This is a genomic window from Psychrobacter sp. UBA3962 (assembly GCF_002385225.1).
In the GTDB taxonomy this organism is placed as follows: domain Bacteria; phylum Pseudomonadota; class Gammaproteobacteria; order Pseudomonadales; family Moraxellaceae; genus Psychrobacter.
The window spans coordinates 1-17,474 of record NZ_DGDC01000037.1; the positions used below are offsets into that span (position 1 = coordinate 1).

Annotated in this window: 13 protein-coding genes; 7 read left to right on the forward strand and 6 right to left on the reverse strand. The window is 40.8% G+C overall.

All coding sequences use genetic code 11. The annotated features are described in order from the left end of the window. The first annotated feature begins 71 nt into the window (after window positions 1-71). Window positions 72-1,061 carry an RICIN domain-containing protein gene (locus B3S92_RS08930; protein ID WP_296205095.1) on the forward strand — a complete coding sequence of 330 codons (990 nt, stop codon included), beginning with the start codon at window positions 72-74 and terminating at the stop codon, window positions 1,059-1,061. A gap of 93 nt (window positions 1,062-1,154) precedes the next feature. On the opposite strand, the gene B3S92_RS08935 is transcribed toward B3S92_RS08930, so the two are convergent. The 6 genes from B3S92_RS08935 to sohB form a co-directional block, all read right to left on the reverse strand. Further along, the gene (locus tag B3S92_RS08935; protein WP_296205097.1) at window positions 1,155-2,060 is read right to left on the reverse strand and encodes a hypothetical protein; all 906 of its coding nucleotides are present in this window, start codon (window positions 2,058-2,060) and stop codon (window positions 1,155-1,157) included. A gap of 53 nt (window positions 2,061-2,113) precedes the next feature. After that, a complete protein-coding gene (gene hrpA, locus B3S92_RS08940; protein WP_296205101.1) occupies window positions 2,114-6,367 on the reverse strand; it encodes an ATP-dependent RNA helicase HrpA in 4,254 nt (1,417 codons plus the stop codon). A gap of 289 nt (window positions 6,368-6,656) precedes the next feature. After that, window positions 6,657-7,277 (reverse strand): DUF1543 domain-containing protein, encoded by a 621-nt coding sequence (locus tag B3S92_RS08945; RefSeq protein ID WP_296205103.1) that lies wholly within the window; start codon window positions 7,275-7,277, stop codon window positions 6,657-6,659. Between the two features lie 40 nt (window positions 7,278-7,317). Next, window positions 7,318-8,331: an alpha/beta fold hydrolase gene (locus tag B3S92_RS08950; protein ID WP_296205106.1), complete on the reverse strand. Its 1,014-nt coding sequence runs from the start codon at window positions 8,329-8,331 to the stop codon at window positions 7,318-7,320. A gap of 246 nt (window positions 8,332-8,577) precedes the next feature. Beyond that, window positions 8,578-9,684 (reverse strand): RNA-guided endonuclease InsQ/TnpB family protein, encoded by a 1,107-nt coding sequence (locus B3S92_RS08955; protein WP_296205108.1) that lies wholly within the window; start codon window positions 9,682-9,684, stop codon window positions 8,578-8,580. 165 nt (window positions 9,685-9,849) lie between these two features. Further along, window positions 9,850-10,848: a protease SohB gene (gene sohB / locus B3S92_RS08960; protein ID WP_077452122.1), complete on the reverse strand. Its 999-nt coding sequence runs from the start codon at window positions 10,846-10,848 to the stop codon at window positions 9,850-9,852. Between the two features lie 255 nt (window positions 10,849-11,103). Here sohB and aspS point away from each other — a divergent pair, with 255 nt between their 5' ends. The 6 genes from aspS (at window position 11,104) to B3S92_RS08990 (ending at window position 17,422) form a co-directional block, all read left to right on the forward strand. Further along, window positions 11,104-12,909, forward strand: coding sequence for an aspartate--tRNA ligase (gene aspS, locus B3S92_RS08965; RefSeq protein ID WP_296205114.1), 1,806 nt, complete (start codon window positions 11,104-11,106; stop codon window positions 12,907-12,909). 124 nt (window positions 12,910-13,033) lie between these two features. Beyond that, window positions 13,034-13,936 (forward strand): lysophospholipid acyltransferase family protein, encoded by a 903-nt coding sequence (locus B3S92_RS08970; RefSeq protein WP_296205116.1) that lies wholly within the window; start codon window positions 13,034-13,036, stop codon window positions 13,934-13,936. Window positions 13,937-14,032: 96 nt separating this feature from the next. Continuing rightward, on the forward strand, window positions 14,033-14,752 hold the full coding sequence (locus B3S92_RS08975) for a glycosyltransferase (protein WP_296205125.1): 720 nt from the start codon (window positions 14,033-14,035) through the stop codon (window positions 14,750-14,752). Window positions 14,753-14,830: 78 nt separating this feature from the next. After that, on the forward strand, window positions 14,831-15,829 hold the full coding sequence (locus B3S92_RS08980; RefSeq protein ID WP_296205118.1) for a Stealth CR1 domain-containing protein: 999 nt from the start codon (window positions 14,831-14,833) through the stop codon (window positions 15,827-15,829). Window positions 15,830-15,859: 30 nt separating this feature from the next. Then, window positions 15,860-16,624: a glycosyltransferase family 25 protein gene (locus B3S92_RS08985; protein WP_296205120.1), complete on the forward strand. Its 765-nt coding sequence runs from the start codon at window positions 15,860-15,862 to the stop codon at window positions 16,622-16,624. A 30-nt stretch (window positions 16,625-16,654) separates the two neighbouring features. Then, complete coding sequence (locus B3S92_RS08990; RefSeq protein ID WP_296205122.1) at window positions 16,655-17,422, forward strand: glycosyltransferase family 25 protein; 768 nt, start codon at window positions 16,655-16,657, stop codon at window positions 17,420-17,422. The last annotated feature ends 52 nt before the right edge of the window (window positions 17,423-17,474 follow it).

The window sequence follows — 17,474 nt, forward strand, 5'->3', positions numbered from 1 at the left end:
TTTTTTAGAATTGGTATAAGTTTTATATTTTTGCAGCAAGCTATGAGTTTGGCCCTAAGATTGAGGTACAGGTGAGCCATGACAATGGTAAACGCTCATGGCAAGAAGCTTTTTTAGTAGGTTCTATCTATGCTGAACAACTGGGATATATACCCCCTGATCTGAGAAAAGCCACTCATACGATAACCATTCATAACAATTATAATGGCCTAATGGCGGGAAATAATAATATCATTATCTTTGAGAAACGAGGCGCTGAACACATAGAGAAAGGTTCGATTGAAGAGGCATTATTTCATGAAGCGACTCACAACTACTTTAATACTATGCTGTTTAAAAAAGAAGATCCTTTTTATGGCCTTTGGAAACAAGCCCAATCTAAAGATAATGACTATATTTCTTACTACGCCAAGACCAATGACTTTGAAGACATTGCCGAAAGCTTTATTGCCTATTACGCAGTAAAATACAAAACAGAACGGGCAGGTAATCTTAAAGATAAGGTGCTAACTGCCATACCCAATCGAGTACTTTTCTTTGAGGGTATAAACCTGAATCTAACCCACCTACCCACTCATCTTAATTCGATTCACAAACCTTGGCAGGCCTATCAAATCATCAGTTCTGAGGATCAAAGAGCTATTGATATTACCAACGATGGTCTTTTAACTTTGAAACCTGCATCTACAGACAAGAGTCAACTTTGGCAATTGATTTCAAAAGCGGATAGTCAGTATGGAAGTTCCAATAGATACCACATCAGAAGTATGCAATCTAATGACTATAAATGTATAGACGTTATCAATGGTGGTAGAGATGATCAAAGTCTACATTTAACAAAATGTGGCAACTATTCTGGCCAACTTTTCTCTTTAAAACCTGTAGATCCTCAACAATATCAGCTCATGCCCTTGTGGCAAAAAAACCTAACCAAAAACCTTGCAGACCACACACCCACTTTGAACTGTATGTCTGTTATCGATAATAAAAGATTAAAGAGACTTAAAATTACCCCGTGCGATGACTCACTGGAGCAGTTTTTCGTGCTGCGCCCTTATTGAACAATCGTATTATATGACAATTAAACACCTCACTAATAAAAAAGCCCCAAATTATAATTAATTGGGGCCTTCCTTCCTCTAGATATAACACTTTTAATGTTGAATATAACGATCAGGAGACTTCTGCCAGTGACATATCGCCGCTTCCATTTCCTGATAGCCCACATTTAAATAATCTGCTAGACCGATGGCATGATCATCGAGCTTAGCATCGTCTAACACACCAAATAACAGCTTAGCACCACGCTTAGGCCCGCTAGCTTCAGCGATATAGCAGCTGTCAGGTTCTACATCTGCTAAATCCATTTTCCCTAATAAACATAAATACTCAAAAGTAGACAAGCGCCCGAAGCGATAAACATTTTTGCGGATTAAAGCATATAGCTGTTGAAAATAAGCTGTTTTATCTAGTACTGGCACCTTAGGCCGAAATAATACCTGATGACCGCCCTGCTCATTAATAAAATCAATGTAACTGCTAAACGCTATCGGTAAATGGCTTAACGATTCATAAGCACGATGATGACCAAACTTTGGCTTCGGATTACTAAGTGCTAAACTCGAAGACAGTTCTTCTAATAGCGCCATACGCTGATCGAAAGATTTATTAACTTGTTGCCAAGTCAGTGCTGTGTTTAAGTTTAAACCTACTCCCCCATATAGCTTTCGCATAAATGCCCAATCAGTTTGTTCACTATCATTGGTATATATTAATAAAAAACTTAGCCAACAGGCTTCCTCATAATCTTTATCTTTAAGATAAATGACGGCTTTTATTGGATTAAACTCTTCCCACTTAGGATTACAACACTGCTCCCTTATATTACTTTCTAGAAGGGCTTTAATGGCAGCTTCCTGTTCAATACTATCAATAAGCTGTAACGCTAATATCTCATAGACAATACTGGGTAGGCTCATGCTTAAATTATGCTTATTGAGATATTCTTTAATATCATTTATTAACGTTATTACATGATTTTCATTGTCTTGAATTTTCATAATTTTGACAGTCATTTAATAAAGAATATTCACCAGCACCTGATATATGAGAATTATCGACGTACATTCACCTTTTCCCACATCTTATTAAGACGCTTTTGTGATACTGCTTGGCGAGTCTTCATAGGCTGAGCAAACAGCTGTATACGAAATTCTTCAACTAGCCAGCGATACTCACTAATGGTCTCGTCATCGGCACGTCCTGCCAAACGCTCCATATGAGTATCAAGCTCATATACCGCATCTAAGTCACCATCTAGATTGTGCTCTAGGCGTTCAAGACGAATCTCTAAAGCCTCAAGATAACGAGGATACTGTTGCCAATGCTCATAATCCATACGATACACAAAGTCTGATAGATGCAAGTCATCGAGCTGATCTTCGATATCATCAATAGACTCACCAAATATCTCACGATCTAACATCAACAAACTGCGACGAATACGTTGCCAACGGGCATACACCTCTTTTAGCAACTTAAGAACGGTCTGGCCTTCAAGTAAAAACTGACCGAGTACAGCTTTTTCGGTTTGTTCAAACTCAGTATCATCTAGTGGTAATTGCTCGGCAAGCCTATAGGCTACATCATCAGCATTGTCTGAAAGCTCTTCGTCATGGTTCTTAAATTTAGGCGCATGAACCTCTAAAACAGCATCTAAGGTGGCATCGACAACAATGGTCTTTAGCTTCTCCATATCACCCAAAGGCGCAAATGCCAGCTTAAAGGTTTTATCTATTTGGCTGGTTAATTGCTTTTGTTTGGCCCCTAACTTAGATCGGATAAGGGTCAATACGCCTTTGCGATGGGCTTTAAGTGCAGCAGTGACATCGGTAAATTGATGAATGGTTACGGCCTCGCCTGCTTCGTCAGCTACTAATGCAGAAAACTCTTTCATCACGATACCAGCACTGTGACGATTTTTACTGAATCTGTAATGCTCAGGGAAGTCGGTATGTACCCCTTGCGAATCCCCACCTTTTGATACCGCTTGACTGGTCTCGCTGGCATGACGTTGTTGTAGTGCCTTTAAATCACGTCCTTTTTCGATAACCCGTTTTTTATCATCAACCACACAAATCTGGGGCTGTAAATAACGGTCGATACTTGCGGGATTAAAATCTTCTGGCTTCACCCCTACCACACCACGGCGTTGTAAGGCTTGGCACAACTGATTTAATAAGCCTGCTTGGTGATTTTCTTGTAATTCATCAAACAAATCATCGGCAGTATTTGGAATAGGAACAATCTTACGGCGAATGTCTTTCGGCAATGACTTCAGAAGCTGCAACACTAACTCATAACGCCAGCCTGGTACCCCCCATAGTAGCTCAATGGCATCAAGCTGCGGCAAAGCAGCTAGCGGCACACGAATGGTTACCCCATCATCTTCTGATGCCGGGTCAAACACATATTTAAGCGGCAACTTAAGATCACCCAGTTGCCAAACCTCAGGGAACTCGCCTGTGGTTGGTGCGGCTTCTTTTAATACATCTTCATCAGTGAAGAACAAGAACTTAGGATCTTCTTTTTCAACTTCCGCTCGCCAATCTTCAAACGCTTTACGACTGGCAATATGCTCAGGGATTTTACGCTCATAAAATTGATAAAGATCTTCTTCATCAACCAATAAATCACGGCGACGCAACTTGTCTTCGATACGCTCTACGTCTGCGATTTTATCCATATTGTGCTGTAAGAATGGCGCTTGACGACCCAGATTACCAGTAACCAGACCATCACGTAGGAAGATTTCACGTGACTCTTCTAGGTTGATCTGCTCGTAATTGGTCAGCTGTTTAGCAACGACAATCAGTCCAAACAAACTAATTTGAGCATAAGCACGGACACGCCCTGTCTTCTTCGACCAATGTGGTTCAAAGTAATGGTATTTAAGTAAGTTACCACCCGCAGAAATAATCCATTCTGGCTCAATCTTAGCCACAGTCCGCATAAATACTTGCGAGGTTTCTACTATTTCAAAGGCCATTACCCAAGCAGGCGCTTGCTTAAATACAGTGCTGGCTGGAAATATTTTCGCTTTTTGCTGGCGAGCGGCTAAGTACTCCCCGCGTTGATCCGTTTTATGAGCAATCACTGATAATAGCCCCGTCAACAAGGCACGATGCAGATTGGCATATTTAACCGCACGCTGCTCTTGATCGATCTCATTATCACTAGCCTTATCAACAATTAAATCACTAGCAACACGCTTGGCTACTTTAGAGGCTGGATTGGCTTTTCCTTTATTCTTGCCATTTTGAGATTCAGGTTTGTCTTTACGTTCGGTACCAGAGTCGGTCAATAGCTTAAGATCAGTGACCATCTGCTCAAGCTGACGGTAAGTCTTCTCCCATTCACGTAAACGCGGGAAGCTTAAATAGTGCTTTTTAGCAAATGACTTGCGCTGACTGTTACTCAGCTTGTTACTACCTCCGCCATATAAGGCATTCCATAAACTTAAATAAAATAAGAAATCAGAATCTTCTTGACGGAAGATAGCGTGTTTTTGGTCTGCCTGAGCCCGCTTTTCTGCAGGACGCTCACGGGGATCTTGCACGGCCAAAGCTGCAACGATAATCAGCATCTCTAGCATACAATCAAAATCACTACCGGCCACCAACATACGCGCCAGCCTTGGGTCAATCGGCATACGTGCCATTTTTTGACCAATACGGGTCAGCTTGACTTCGTTTAAAGTTTGTTTCGATAGGGTTTTTTTGCTATTCGGATTTTTGGGAGCGATTGCACCCAATTCATCAAGTAGCTTGCGCCCATCTTTCACCAAACGGCTATCGGGTGGCTCAATAAAATCAAAATTCTCAACCGTACCCAAGCGGAGGCTCGCCATTTGCAAGATAACAGACGCTAAGTTGGTACGTAGAATCTCAGGTTCAGTGTATTCTGGACGACTTTCAAAATCTTCTTCTGAATATAGTCGAATACAAACACCAGGAGCCACACGACCACAGCGGCCTTTACGTTGGTTTGCCGCGGCTTGCGAGATGGCTTCAATCGGTAAACGTTGCACTCGCGAGCGATAGGAATAGCGTGAAATACGGGCGAAGCCTAAATCAATAACGTAGCGGATACCAGGAACGGTTAGCGCCGTCTCTGCAACGTTAGTAGCAATAACAATACGTCTGCCACGACCTGAGGGCTGAAAAATTCGCTGCTGTTCAGCATAAGTCTGACGCGCAAATAAAGGCAATACTTCGGTATGGCGTGGCCCATGCGCAACCAATACCTCTTGCATCTCTCTAATTTCAGCCTCGGTGGCTGCAAATACTAAGATATCTGCATGCTCAGGATGACCTTTGGCGGTAGCATCTTCAAAGCACTCTTCTACTGCCGCTACTAAAGCGCGCGGTAAATTATCTTCAAAGTCATCAAAGCTGTCATCATCAGAGCTGGTCACCGGTGTGTCTGTTAAAGGACGATATCGAACCTCAACCGGATAGCCCCGACCCTCCACATCGATAACCGGTGCAGGCACCATGCGCTTTTTGGCTTTATCATACTGGGCAAAATACTCACTGAAGCGGCCCGTATCAAGGGTCGCTGAAGTGATAATAACTTTTAAATCAGGACGTTTGGGTAGCAGCTGCTTTAGATAGCCCATAATAAAGTCAATGTTTAGACTTCGTTCATGCGCCTCATCAATAATGATGGTGTCATATTTACTTAAAAAGCGATCATGACCCAGTTCAGCCAATAAAATACCGTCTGTCATTAATTTAACGACAGATTTGGCTGTACCCTGCTCATTAAAGCGGATTTTGAAACTGACCGTTTCCCCTAGTGGCTCGCCCAATTCTTCAGCAATACGGTTGGCCACACTACGTGCTGCCAATCGTCTAGGCTGGGTATGACCAATTTGACCGGTAATACCACGACCTGCCAGCATCGCAAGCTTTGGTAATTGCGTGGTTTTACCCGAGCCAGTTTCACCCGCCACAATAATAACCTGATGATCATGAATCGCTTGAATGATATCTTCGCTACGTTTACTGACTGGCAATTCTTCATTTAATGTTTCTGCCAAATTAGCAGGAATACTGTCCATACGCTCTTGAACCACTTGCTGCGAGCGTGACTTAATTTTATCAAAGGTAGCTTGTTTTTCCGCCAAAGCTTTGGGATTGGTATTTTTTGCAGGACGGCTTAGCTCACGCTGTAAGCGATTTAAAAAATGACGGTCTTTGGCCAATACTGGCAACTCGCCGATTTGTTTTGCCGTTTGCAGATTATTGGAGGCAGTGACAGCAACTTCTGATGCTGTATGAATGTCATTACTGTCTTTAGTCATATATATTTTGGCTTTATTAGCGATATTATAGTTAAGGAAGCTCTAACTGTGATAACTAGCATTAAAACAGTTATAAAAGATAAAAACCTATCAATCAGGATTTTAATAAGAATTTGATATGAAATTAAGCAACAAGGGTCACAAATTCTAGCTTAGGCTATTTATTATAGCGAAATAAGTGACCCTGCATTAGAGGTTTATGAGGGTTTACAAGCAGTTATCAAGTTTTTAAGAGATAACTCAGCTCAATTAACTGTGTATTTCATTGCTTAGAAGTTGGCTCACGAGCCTATAAACCCAAAGCTTGGAGCTTTTTGATACTGAGATAACCAACATAGGCCTTATCCTCGACTGGTTCAATATCTTCAGCCAAGGCCTCTATAAACAACCTTCCTAAGGAAATCAGACCTGACACATCATAAATTTCATCGACATCTACACAAAGTTTATCATCAATGTGTGAGGCGCCATTAAAGGGGGTCTCTTTATCGCTGTAACTAAAGTCTTTATAAAACTTTGTCTTTCGGGCATAGGCTTTGGCCGCTGACTCTGTAGGCGCAACAACCAATAACTTATGATGAAATTCTTCAATACTACCCTGCTGGTAACCCCCTAGATTAATAAAATACAACTTAGGCGATTCTTGCGGCTGTGCTTCTTTATTTTGAGTGTGGTCCGTGTGCTCATCGGCTCTCCAAGATATTTTATAATATTTCTCGTCTACACCGATTACGTGAGTTACCGCTTGGTAAGAATCAATATGCCACTTATTTTTGACCTCTGGCCAATGGGTATTGATAGCAGGAATAAGAGCGCTCAATTTCTCGCCCACTCCAAAGAAAATATCGTGTTGCTCGATTAAACGCCCTTTAGGCCGAGCTCCCAGTTGGACCATAAATAATGTTGGCATATCGTATCCTAATGAAGAATTAAACAAGTTATTGCTTGGTCTATTTTGACTGCTGTAAGAACTGTTTTACGACAGCTACAGTGGCTTTAGGGTCCTCTTCATGGGGCACATGACCTAGATTATCAAATATAACCAATTGACTGTTTGGTATGGCTTCCTTAAATTTATACGCATTATCTATTGGGATTAAATCATCTTTTGCTCCCCAAAGGATAAGCGTCGGCTGTTTTATGTTGCCGATTTGCGCCACCTCATTTCCAGCGAATGATTCACGCATGCGTTGAGTTAAAGCTCTACGGTTCCCCTCACGTCTGGTTAGCTCATAATATCTATTTACCAGCTCATCACTAACTTTAGAGTCATCAGCGTAAACGCTCTCAACACTTTTACGCACCAAACTTTTAGGTAATACTTTTGATACTAAAGGGTCCAAAATGGGATACTGCGCCAGTTTAAAACCCACTGGGATGTGTTTTGGTGTAAAAGGAAAGCCTGATGCGTCTACTAAAATAAGACGATTAATTCTATCAGGGTGTCGCAAAGTAGTTAGCCAAGCAATTCCGCCACCCAGCGAGTTGCCCGCAATCGTTGCTTCACCAATTTTCATTTGGTCCATCACACCAATAACCGTATCAACATAATTACCCATAGTATAGCGTTTACTAGAATTGGCATAGGGTCCGGTTAGACCAAAGGCAGGCAAGTCCATGCGTACTACACAATAGTCTTTATCAAGCTCCGACACCCAGCCATTCCAAGTGTGTAAGCTGGCAGATGTACCATGAATTAGGACAATGTTTTCCGGCTTGCTGTTCTCTTTACCTGTCTTATCTTGCGCCTGACATAAGTCTGACTGCGCCACATGAACTTTTAATCCCTCTAAATCCACGTAAGAGCTTGTGGGCAATTCCCAATGTTGCAGCTGAGTTGGGGCTAAATCTGGTTTCCACACGCAGCCCGTTACTAATGCCACTGAAGCCGCTAGCATTCCAGCCTTGGTTAGCATTTTAACTGTTGAATGACTTTCTTTATTAACAACTGACTGAGTACTCATTGATGACCTATCCTTGGTTTATTAATGTTGAAGCATTGCTACTTTTAGCATTTATTTAAATACTTAACTTTTGAATTAAGTCTTTAATGTAACTTAGAATCTAGCCTTTATTGTTTAGAGTTTTGAGTAATAATTCCATAAAAAAAAGCGACCTAAAGGTCGCTCTTATCAAATGCAGCTGAAAAACAATTAACTATCAGGCCATTATAGCGCCTATCTTACTATTCACTTGACCTCCTCCTCTCGCTAAACCGAGGGGATTCCTACAGCTAGACGGCCAAGCCCGACCGCGAGGATGTTCTTAGCAGCATTAATATCTCTATCATGCCATGTGCCACACTCAGCACAAGTCCATCCTCTTATTCGCAAGCCTGCTCTACCTTTCGGACTACTGTCACTTATTTTGTGGCAGTACGAGCAGGTCTGGGTAGTGTAACTCTCATTTACGATCTCAAGCTGACAACCTGCATGCTTGCATTTGTATTCCAGTTGTCGTTTAAGCTCAAACCATCCTGCATCGTATGTTGATTTAGCTAGATTGGTTTTCCTAGTTGTAAATGAGCGAGATTTAACATCACCAACCACAATTAAGCTGTTATCTTTAACAAGCTTGGTGGTGAATTTATGAATTAAGTCTAATCTTGTATTTTTAATTTTGGCGTGGATTGCTTTAACACGTTTTTTATTGTTAGCACGCTGAGCGATAGCAAGCTTTTTAGCCCATTTTTGAGTCTGCTTAATAGTAAGTTTATCACCCATTGAGGTAGTAGCAGACTCTTTTAAGCCTAAATCAATTCCAACGCTGCCCTTACCACTTACTTGCTTAGGATGGTCTTTAACGGTGATACACGCATACCAACGATTACGACTGTCTTGTACTATCTCAAGCGTGTTGATTTGATATAGGCTTAGATTGTAGCTATCGAATACATCGATGATAAGCTTTTGACCTTTAGATAGCGATAGCTGTATGGTTGATTTAAGTGCCTTCTTACCTGTCTGCCTTGTTTGCAAATACTTTATAGCAGATTTTTTAAAAGGTATCCATCCCAATGATTTACGCTTGACATCAGCTCTATTAGTACGCCAGTTAAGTTTGGCTTTTTTAAATTGTTTACGTGATTTAGCGTGTGTCTCATTGATAGCCTGTAAGGTCTGACTGTGTAATCCTAAATACTCACTGCTACCTTTGGTGTACTGATTTAAATCATAAGCACTAAAAAACTTACCGGTACGTTTTAGATGCTCAAAACTTAACGCATTAACATAGTTCCACACGAAGTTCACTGAACCGCTTAGCTGATTCAGCTCTTTTATGTGCTTGTCTTTAATGCGTAGTTTGAGGGTTTTCATATATTCAGTATGGCGAGGTTAGTTTTAACTTACAACCTTTTAAGTACTGCTCACGACAATACCTGTCGCCTTATATCTACACACTGAAGTGGGTGGTTTTACGGCGACTGGTGATAATAGGCTTTTAAAGGGACTTTTATAATAACCTGTTTATGACAAACAGCCTTAAAACTTCAAGCGCTTATCTTGTTCAATTTTGCTCATCACTTCTGGCAGTTTATCGCCAATCGCCATCAAGGCAGATTTGGTGGCCGTACTCACCACACCCGACACTGCCGAATGTGCAGCATTTGCCAAGCCTAATTTCTCTGCAAAGGTGGGTTTTTGACGCGAAAGCAGTGCGTAGGCTTGATGATTTTCCATTTGTTTTAATAAATAAGCATCCGAAGTGCTTAGTTCGTCTACTAAGTTCAATTTAAGCGCATCTTCCCCATACCAATGATCGCCATTGGCTACTTTTGATAGGTCAAGCTGAGGACGATAAGTGGTCACAAAATGCTTAAATAATTCATGAGTCTGTTCTAGCTCTTCAGTATATTTGGCACGGTCTTCATCATCATTTTCACCAAACATAGTGACCGTACGCTTATACTCACCTGCAGTGAACATTTCATAATCGATGTCATGTTTTTTTAGCCATTTATTGAAGTTTGGGATTTGTGACACTACCCCAATAGACCCTACTACCGCAAAGGGCGCAGCTAAGATTTTATCTGCCACACAGGCCATCATATAACCGCCACTGGCTGCAATCTTGTCCACACAGATAGTAAGCGTTAGTCCTGCCTCTTTAAGACGTACCAATTGCGCTGCTGCCAGTCCATACCCATGCACCATGCCGCCGCCTGACTCTAAGCGAACCACAACTTCATCGTCTTTATTGGCGGTACTGATAATTGTGCTGATCTCTTCACGTAAGTGCTTTACTGCAGAAGCTTTAATATCGCCATCGAAATCCAAAACAAAGATTCTTTTCTCTTTTTTCTTAGATTTACCTTTGTCTTTTAGTTTCTGTTTGGCTTTTTTTGCCAGTGCTTTTTGAAATTGTTTTACTGCATTTTTATCTTCTGTCGCTTCAATTAAACTTTTGCGACGTTGCTCTTGGCTTTTATTTAGATGAATAACTTTTAATTCAACAGGATTCTTGGCAGGATGAAACAACATAAACTTTCCTTATCAGATAAAACTATAATAGATAAAACAACTCAAAAAACAAGACTGATATAATAACCATATATCGACATTATGTTTTTATAATATTGTTATTAATATGCGTTTGCATTTGCACATTTCAAGGGTGCTCGGTTGTAACAAACGCCAATATTAGGCATAATGTGCGTTTGATAAAAATTCTAATTGAGATAACCTTCTTAATTTTATAATTATTCTTTTTGATAACTGATAGGTAGTGGACAGTTTATGAAGCGTACCGAGTATTGTGGGGCAGTAACCGAAGCGTTGCTAGAGCAAACCATCACTGTAAAAGGATGGATTCACCGTCGCCGTGACCACGGTGGTGTAATCTTCTTAGATATGCGTGACCGTGAAGGTATCCTACAGGTTGTAATTGACCCAGATACACCAGAGGCTTTTGCAACAGCCGATGCCGCCCGTCCTGAGTATGTATTACAAATCACAGGCCGTGTACGTAAGCGTTACGAAGGTACTGAAAACCAAAATATGACCAGCGGTCAAGTAGAGCTATTAGCCAAAGAAATTAAAGTGTTGGCTAAATCAGAAACGCCTCCATTCCCTCTTAACGATGAAAACACCACGGTAAATGAAGACCTACGTCTTAAATACCGTTATTTGGACATGCGTCGCCCACAAATGCAGGAGCGTATGGTTTTCCGTGCTAAGGCCACTTCTACTATTCGTCGTTATTTAGACGACCATGGTTTCTTAGACGTTGAAACCCCAATCCTAACTCGTGCTACGCCAGAAGGTGCTCGTGACTATCTTGTGCCATCACGTACGCGTCCAGGTAACTTCTTTGCTTTACCACAGTCACCACAGCTGTTTAAACAGTTATTAATGGTGTCAGGTTTTGATCGTTATTATCAAATTGCTAAGTGTTTCCGTGACGAAGACTTACGTGCTGACCGTCAGCCAGAATTCACTCAGGTGGACATCGAAACTTCTTTCTTAACTGAAGAAGAAATCATGAGCATCAACGAAGGTTTAATTCAAAACCTATTCAAAACTATGCTTGATGTAGACTTAGGTGAATTCCCACGCATGACTTACGCAGATGCGATGCGTGACTATGCTTCAGATAAGCCAGACTTACGTATTCCATTAAAATTAGTTGACGTAGCTGACTTAATGCAAGGCGTTGAGTTCAAAGTATTCGCTGGCCCTGCTAACGATCCTAAAGGCCGTGTGGCTGCGCTACGTGTACCAAATGGTGGTTCACTAACCCGTAAGCAAATTGATGAATATACCAAATATGTAGGTATTTATGGCGCTCGTGGTTTAGCGTACATAAAAGTAAATGATGTCACTAACATCAACAATGGTGTGGATAAAGAGTCTGGCTTACAATCACCAATCATCAAAAATATGAGCGACGACGTATTGGTAAGCCTAATTGAGCGTACAGAAGCTCAAGACGGCGACATCATTTTCTTCGGTGCTGATAAAGCGAAGATTGTTAATGATGCTATGGGTGCGTTACGTGTCAAGATTGGTCTAGACATGAATATGGAAACCTGTGAGTGGGCACCGCTGTGGGTGGTTGACTTCCCAATGTTTGAAGAGACTGATGATGGTAAGTGGACCTCTATGCACCACCCATTCACTATGCCTAAAGGCTCAGTTGAAGAGTTGAAAAACAGCCCAGAAACTGCCCTATCTATCGCTTACGATATGGTATTAAACGGTACTGAAATCGGTGGTGGTAGCTTACGTATTAACACGGTAGAGATGCAGCGTGCAGTATTTGATGCTCTAGGTATCTCTGAAGAAGAAGCCAATGAGAAATTCAGCTTCTTACTAGATGCGCTTAAGTTTGGTGCGCCTCCGCACGGTGGCTTAGCATTCGGTCTAGACCGTCTAATCATGTTAATGGTTGGCGCCAGCTCTATCCGTGACGTGATTGCCTTCCCGAAAACTAAAACAGCTGACTGTCCATTGACACAGGCTCCTGCGGAAGTAGATAGTCGTCAGCTTCGTGAATTGGGCATTCGTGTTCGTGAAAAAGCTCAAGCTGAGTCTAAAGAGTAATTAATGGTTTATAACCAATACTCTTTTAAACTATTTGCTGATTCTAAATATCAGTAAATTTTGTTAGTAAGGCGATAGCTGGCTGCTCATGATTCAGTCTCGCCTTACGTATGAGTGAACTGATATGAATCCATTCAATGTATTTAAATATGTGCCATTGTCCGTTATGCGGGCATTGGCACTTTTTGTCGCTTGGATTGCCATTTTAATTCCTGATTTAAAAATCAAGCGTAACATCCGTATCAATTTGCGGTTAGCTTATCCAGAATTTTCTGAAGAAGAGTGCGACTCTTTCACTAAGACAGTTATTAAAAATCAAGCATTAATCGCTGTTGAATCCATCAAATGCTGGGCCATGGAGCCTGAGTGGAGCCTCGCTCAGATTGAGAACGTATATAATAAAGAAATTTTTGATGAAGCTTTGGCCAATCCTAATGGCATGCTAGCCATTGTTCCTCATTTAGGAACTTGGGAGGTGATGAATGCTTGGATCAATCAATTCGGCTCACCCACTATTTTATACAAACCAGTTAAACATAAAGCTGTCAATGACTTTATTTTAGCGGGGCGACAACGCCTTAATGCCACTTTGGTTCCTACAGATGCATCAGGGGTTAAAGCTATTTTTAAAACCCTAAAATCTGGTGGATTTAGTATTGTCTTACCGGATCATGTTCCTCAACCTTCAGGCGGTGTCATCGTCCCTTTCTTTGGTATTGAGACCTTAAGTAGCACCTTGGCCCCTAAACTTGCCAGCAAAACCAAATGTGCTTTAGTAGGTCTAACTTGCATACGCAACAGTAATAACAGATTTGATATATTCTGTACTAAATTAGACGATCCTGACCTTTATTCTCGTAATATTGAAGTGGCTACTTACGCATTAAATGCTGCTATGGAAAAGATGATTAAAGTCTGCCCCAGTAGTTATATGTGGAGCTATAGAAGATTTAAACATATTCCCAACCTTGGTAATCCCTATAAAGCCACTAATGAGCAGTTAATTGAGTATCTTAAAAATAAGTAAAGCATTAGTATTGGCGTATTAAGATATTAAATAAATTCAAATACAAACTAGGATATTAAAGTGTCTGATAATAAAGAAAATCGCTATATCATCTGTATGAAATGGGGCACTAAATATGGCCCTGAATATGTCAATCGCTTATACAATATGGTTAAACGACATCTAACTTTAGATTTTCAGATGGTATGCTTAACCGATGATGAGACTGGTATTGACCCTAATGTTCGCTGCTACCGTATTCCTGAGCTTAATTTGCCCGACGGCTTACCTGAGCGTGGCTGGAAAAAGCTAACCACCTTCAAGCCTGAGCTATATGATTTAAAAGGGACTACGTTATTTTTAGACATCGATATCGTTATTGTCGATAATATTGATGCTTTTTTTGAATACGAAGCAGAACATGAAGACAGCGTGGTAATTATCCGGGATTGGAAAAAGCCTTGGCGTATGATTGGCAACAGCTCAGTATATCGATTCAAAGTTGGTCAAAATACCTATCCTGATTTGTTGAGTAATTTTGAACGTAACTTTTCAACCATACGCAACGAAGTCCGCCATGAGCAAGCCTATTTATCCAATTATTTACGTAAGCATCATCATCTAGAATATTGGGATAAATCTTGGTGTGTCAGCTTTAAGTATCAGTGTATGGCGCCTACCCCATTTAACTTCATCAAAGCCCCCAGCTTGCCTGAAGGTGCTAAGATTATTATTTTTCATGGCGAGATTAATCCACCAGATGCTATCAAAGGCGGTGGCGGTAAATGGTACCGTCATGTTAAACCTAGCCCTTGGCTTAAAGAGTATTGGAAGTAAAAATACTCCTCTTTAATATATTACCCAAGATTTATTAGCCTAGATATTCATTGGTCCCATTGCATAGTGAGAACCCTTGTGACCCAGCAATCTCCCTCTCAAATAGACTTAGTTATCGCTTGGGTAGACGGTGATGACCCCAAGCTCAAACAAAAGCGTCAGTCATATCAAAAGACCACACAAGTAGCTTCTGATGCCGTCAGCGCTACCCGTTTTGCTAGTAACAATGAAATCTATTTTAATGTGGCCTCTATTCTCAAATACGTGCCCTTTTGTCGTTATATCTATATAGTCTCTGATGAGCAGCAACCCAAATTTATTGAAGAGTTCGCTGCTCAAGGTATTTGTGCCAAAGATAAGATACGCATTATTGACCACAAGCAAATATTCGCAGGCTACGAGCAGTTTCTGCCCACCTTCAATACCCGCTCTATTGAGACCATGCTGTGCAATATTCCAGGTCTATCCGATTACTTTATCTATCTTAACGATGATTTCTTTTTTAATCAGCCTGCTCAAATTGAAGACTTTTTGAATGACGGTAAGATGGTAGTATATGGGCACTGGCGCAGCAGCTTACCGCTTAAAGCCAAACTCGACTATCGTAAGACGCTAAAGAAGTTAGTTGGTAAGCCTGTACAGCCCAAGCATGCCATTGCACAAATGCTGGGAGCAGAATTGGCTGGCATGAATAAATTTTTTGAGATACATCATTATCCACACATTGTTGATAAAAATATTTTGCGAAACTTTTTGCTCAGTCAACCAACGCTACTGGCTAAGCAAATTCAGTATAAGTTTCGAGATGTGGAGCAGTTTAACCCCATCTCTTTGATGAACCATTTAAAAATAAAGCAGGGTGAAGTCACATTAAAACCAGAGATTACTATTAACTACTTAAAAGATGAACGCAGTGTCGATAGTTTTATCAAAGGATTGAAAGACCCTGAAATCAAATATGGCTGTATTCAAAGCATGGATCAATTGCCGTCAGATGAATTTTCTAAAGTCAATGAAGCTATGCTAACCAAGTTTAAATCTTACCTGCCTCAGTCGCTAATATCAGTGCAGGGCTAATTATTACTCACTAAAGACAAGACACCAACTATGAAAGTATTAACTTACTTAATTAATCTAGATGGCAGTGACAAGCGACTTGAACGCTCCACCGAACAGCTACAGCAGCAAAACTGGGACTTTGAAAGAGTATCAGCCTATGATGGCCGAGGTAGAGCCTTGTCTGACTTCGCAGATTATGATGACAAGCAAACTCGCATCAATTTAGGCCGCAGTCTTCTCAACTCAGAAATTGGCTGTTATTTAAGTCATTATAAGTGTGCACAAAAGTTTCTTGAAACTGATGCCGATATGCTAGTAGTGCTAGAAGATGACATGAAGATGGCTGAGGCTTTTGCACCAGTAGTAAAAGATACTTTAGCGTATTTGCACGCGCATCCGGAACTTGACTGGTATTTGGTAAACATTGCTGCCAAAAAGAAAAAATTGGCTAAAGATATTACTAGCTTCAATGAGCATACTCTCTGGCATGCTTACTACTTCCCTATTCGTGGTCTGGGCTTGATTTGGTCACGCAAAGGCGCTGAAGAATTCATTAAGCGAGGTAAACCCATTACTATGCCGGTCGATATCTTTTTCCAAAGGTGGCTTAGTCAAAATGGTAAGGGTTTAGGCATTTGGCCAGCAGTAATAAGCCCTATGGGAATTGATAGTGACATATTAGGGACTCAGGCCACTGATAATATTAAGCGTAAAGAAAAAGAAGGCCGAGATGGCAGTTATAATCTAAAAAAACAAAAAAGAATGCTTCAAGATAAAGCGGCGGCAGTTAAGCATCTTTATTTAAATAAATAACTTTTAGATAAACAATACAGCGATCAAATTATGAAGAAGTTTGTTATTAGCTTGACCTCTGCCTTAGACCGTAGACAGCATATTCAATCTGAATTTGATAAACATGATGTCTCATTTGAATTCTTTGATGCCTTAACGCCAGATGTTGCTATTCCTTACGCGCAAACAATGGGGCTGGACTTATCTTCTGCCAAATTAACCGCTGGGGAAGTTGCCTGTATGATGAGTCATGTGGCTATTTGGGAAAAGATGGTTAGTGAAGACTTGCCATATGCCACCATTTTTGAAGATGATATTTATTTGGGAGAAGATGCGGCAGTCCTTCTAAACAACACAGATTGGATTAAGCCTGATTGGCATATCATAAAAATTGAAGCTTTCACCAAAAAAACTTATTTGGGCAGCAAAACTCATGAAGTCCTACCTAATAAACGTCATATCGCTCAGTTAAAAGGCAAGAACTTGGGCACAGCCGGATATATCTTGTCTAAAAAAGGGGCCAAGATCTATTTAGATTACATCAAAAGCCATGCTTTATTACCGTTAGATAGACTCATGTTTGAAGACTTTATAAATCAAGGTTCTGAACCTGTACAGCAGCTTGTCCCTGCTTTGTGTGTTCAAGAGATGATTTTATACAAGCACAATCCCTCTTTACCTAGTGCTCTGCTAAAGGAACGTAAAGAACGTATGAAGGCGGAAAAACAAAAAGGCATGGCCAAAGTTAACAAGGAAGCCAGCAGGCTCATTACTCAAGCCAAAAAGGCACTTTTTGCTAAAGAAGTCGCTTTTAAATAATTTTGTCCTAACTATTTATTAGGACTAATTACTAGGGCGTGTCCCTAATTTG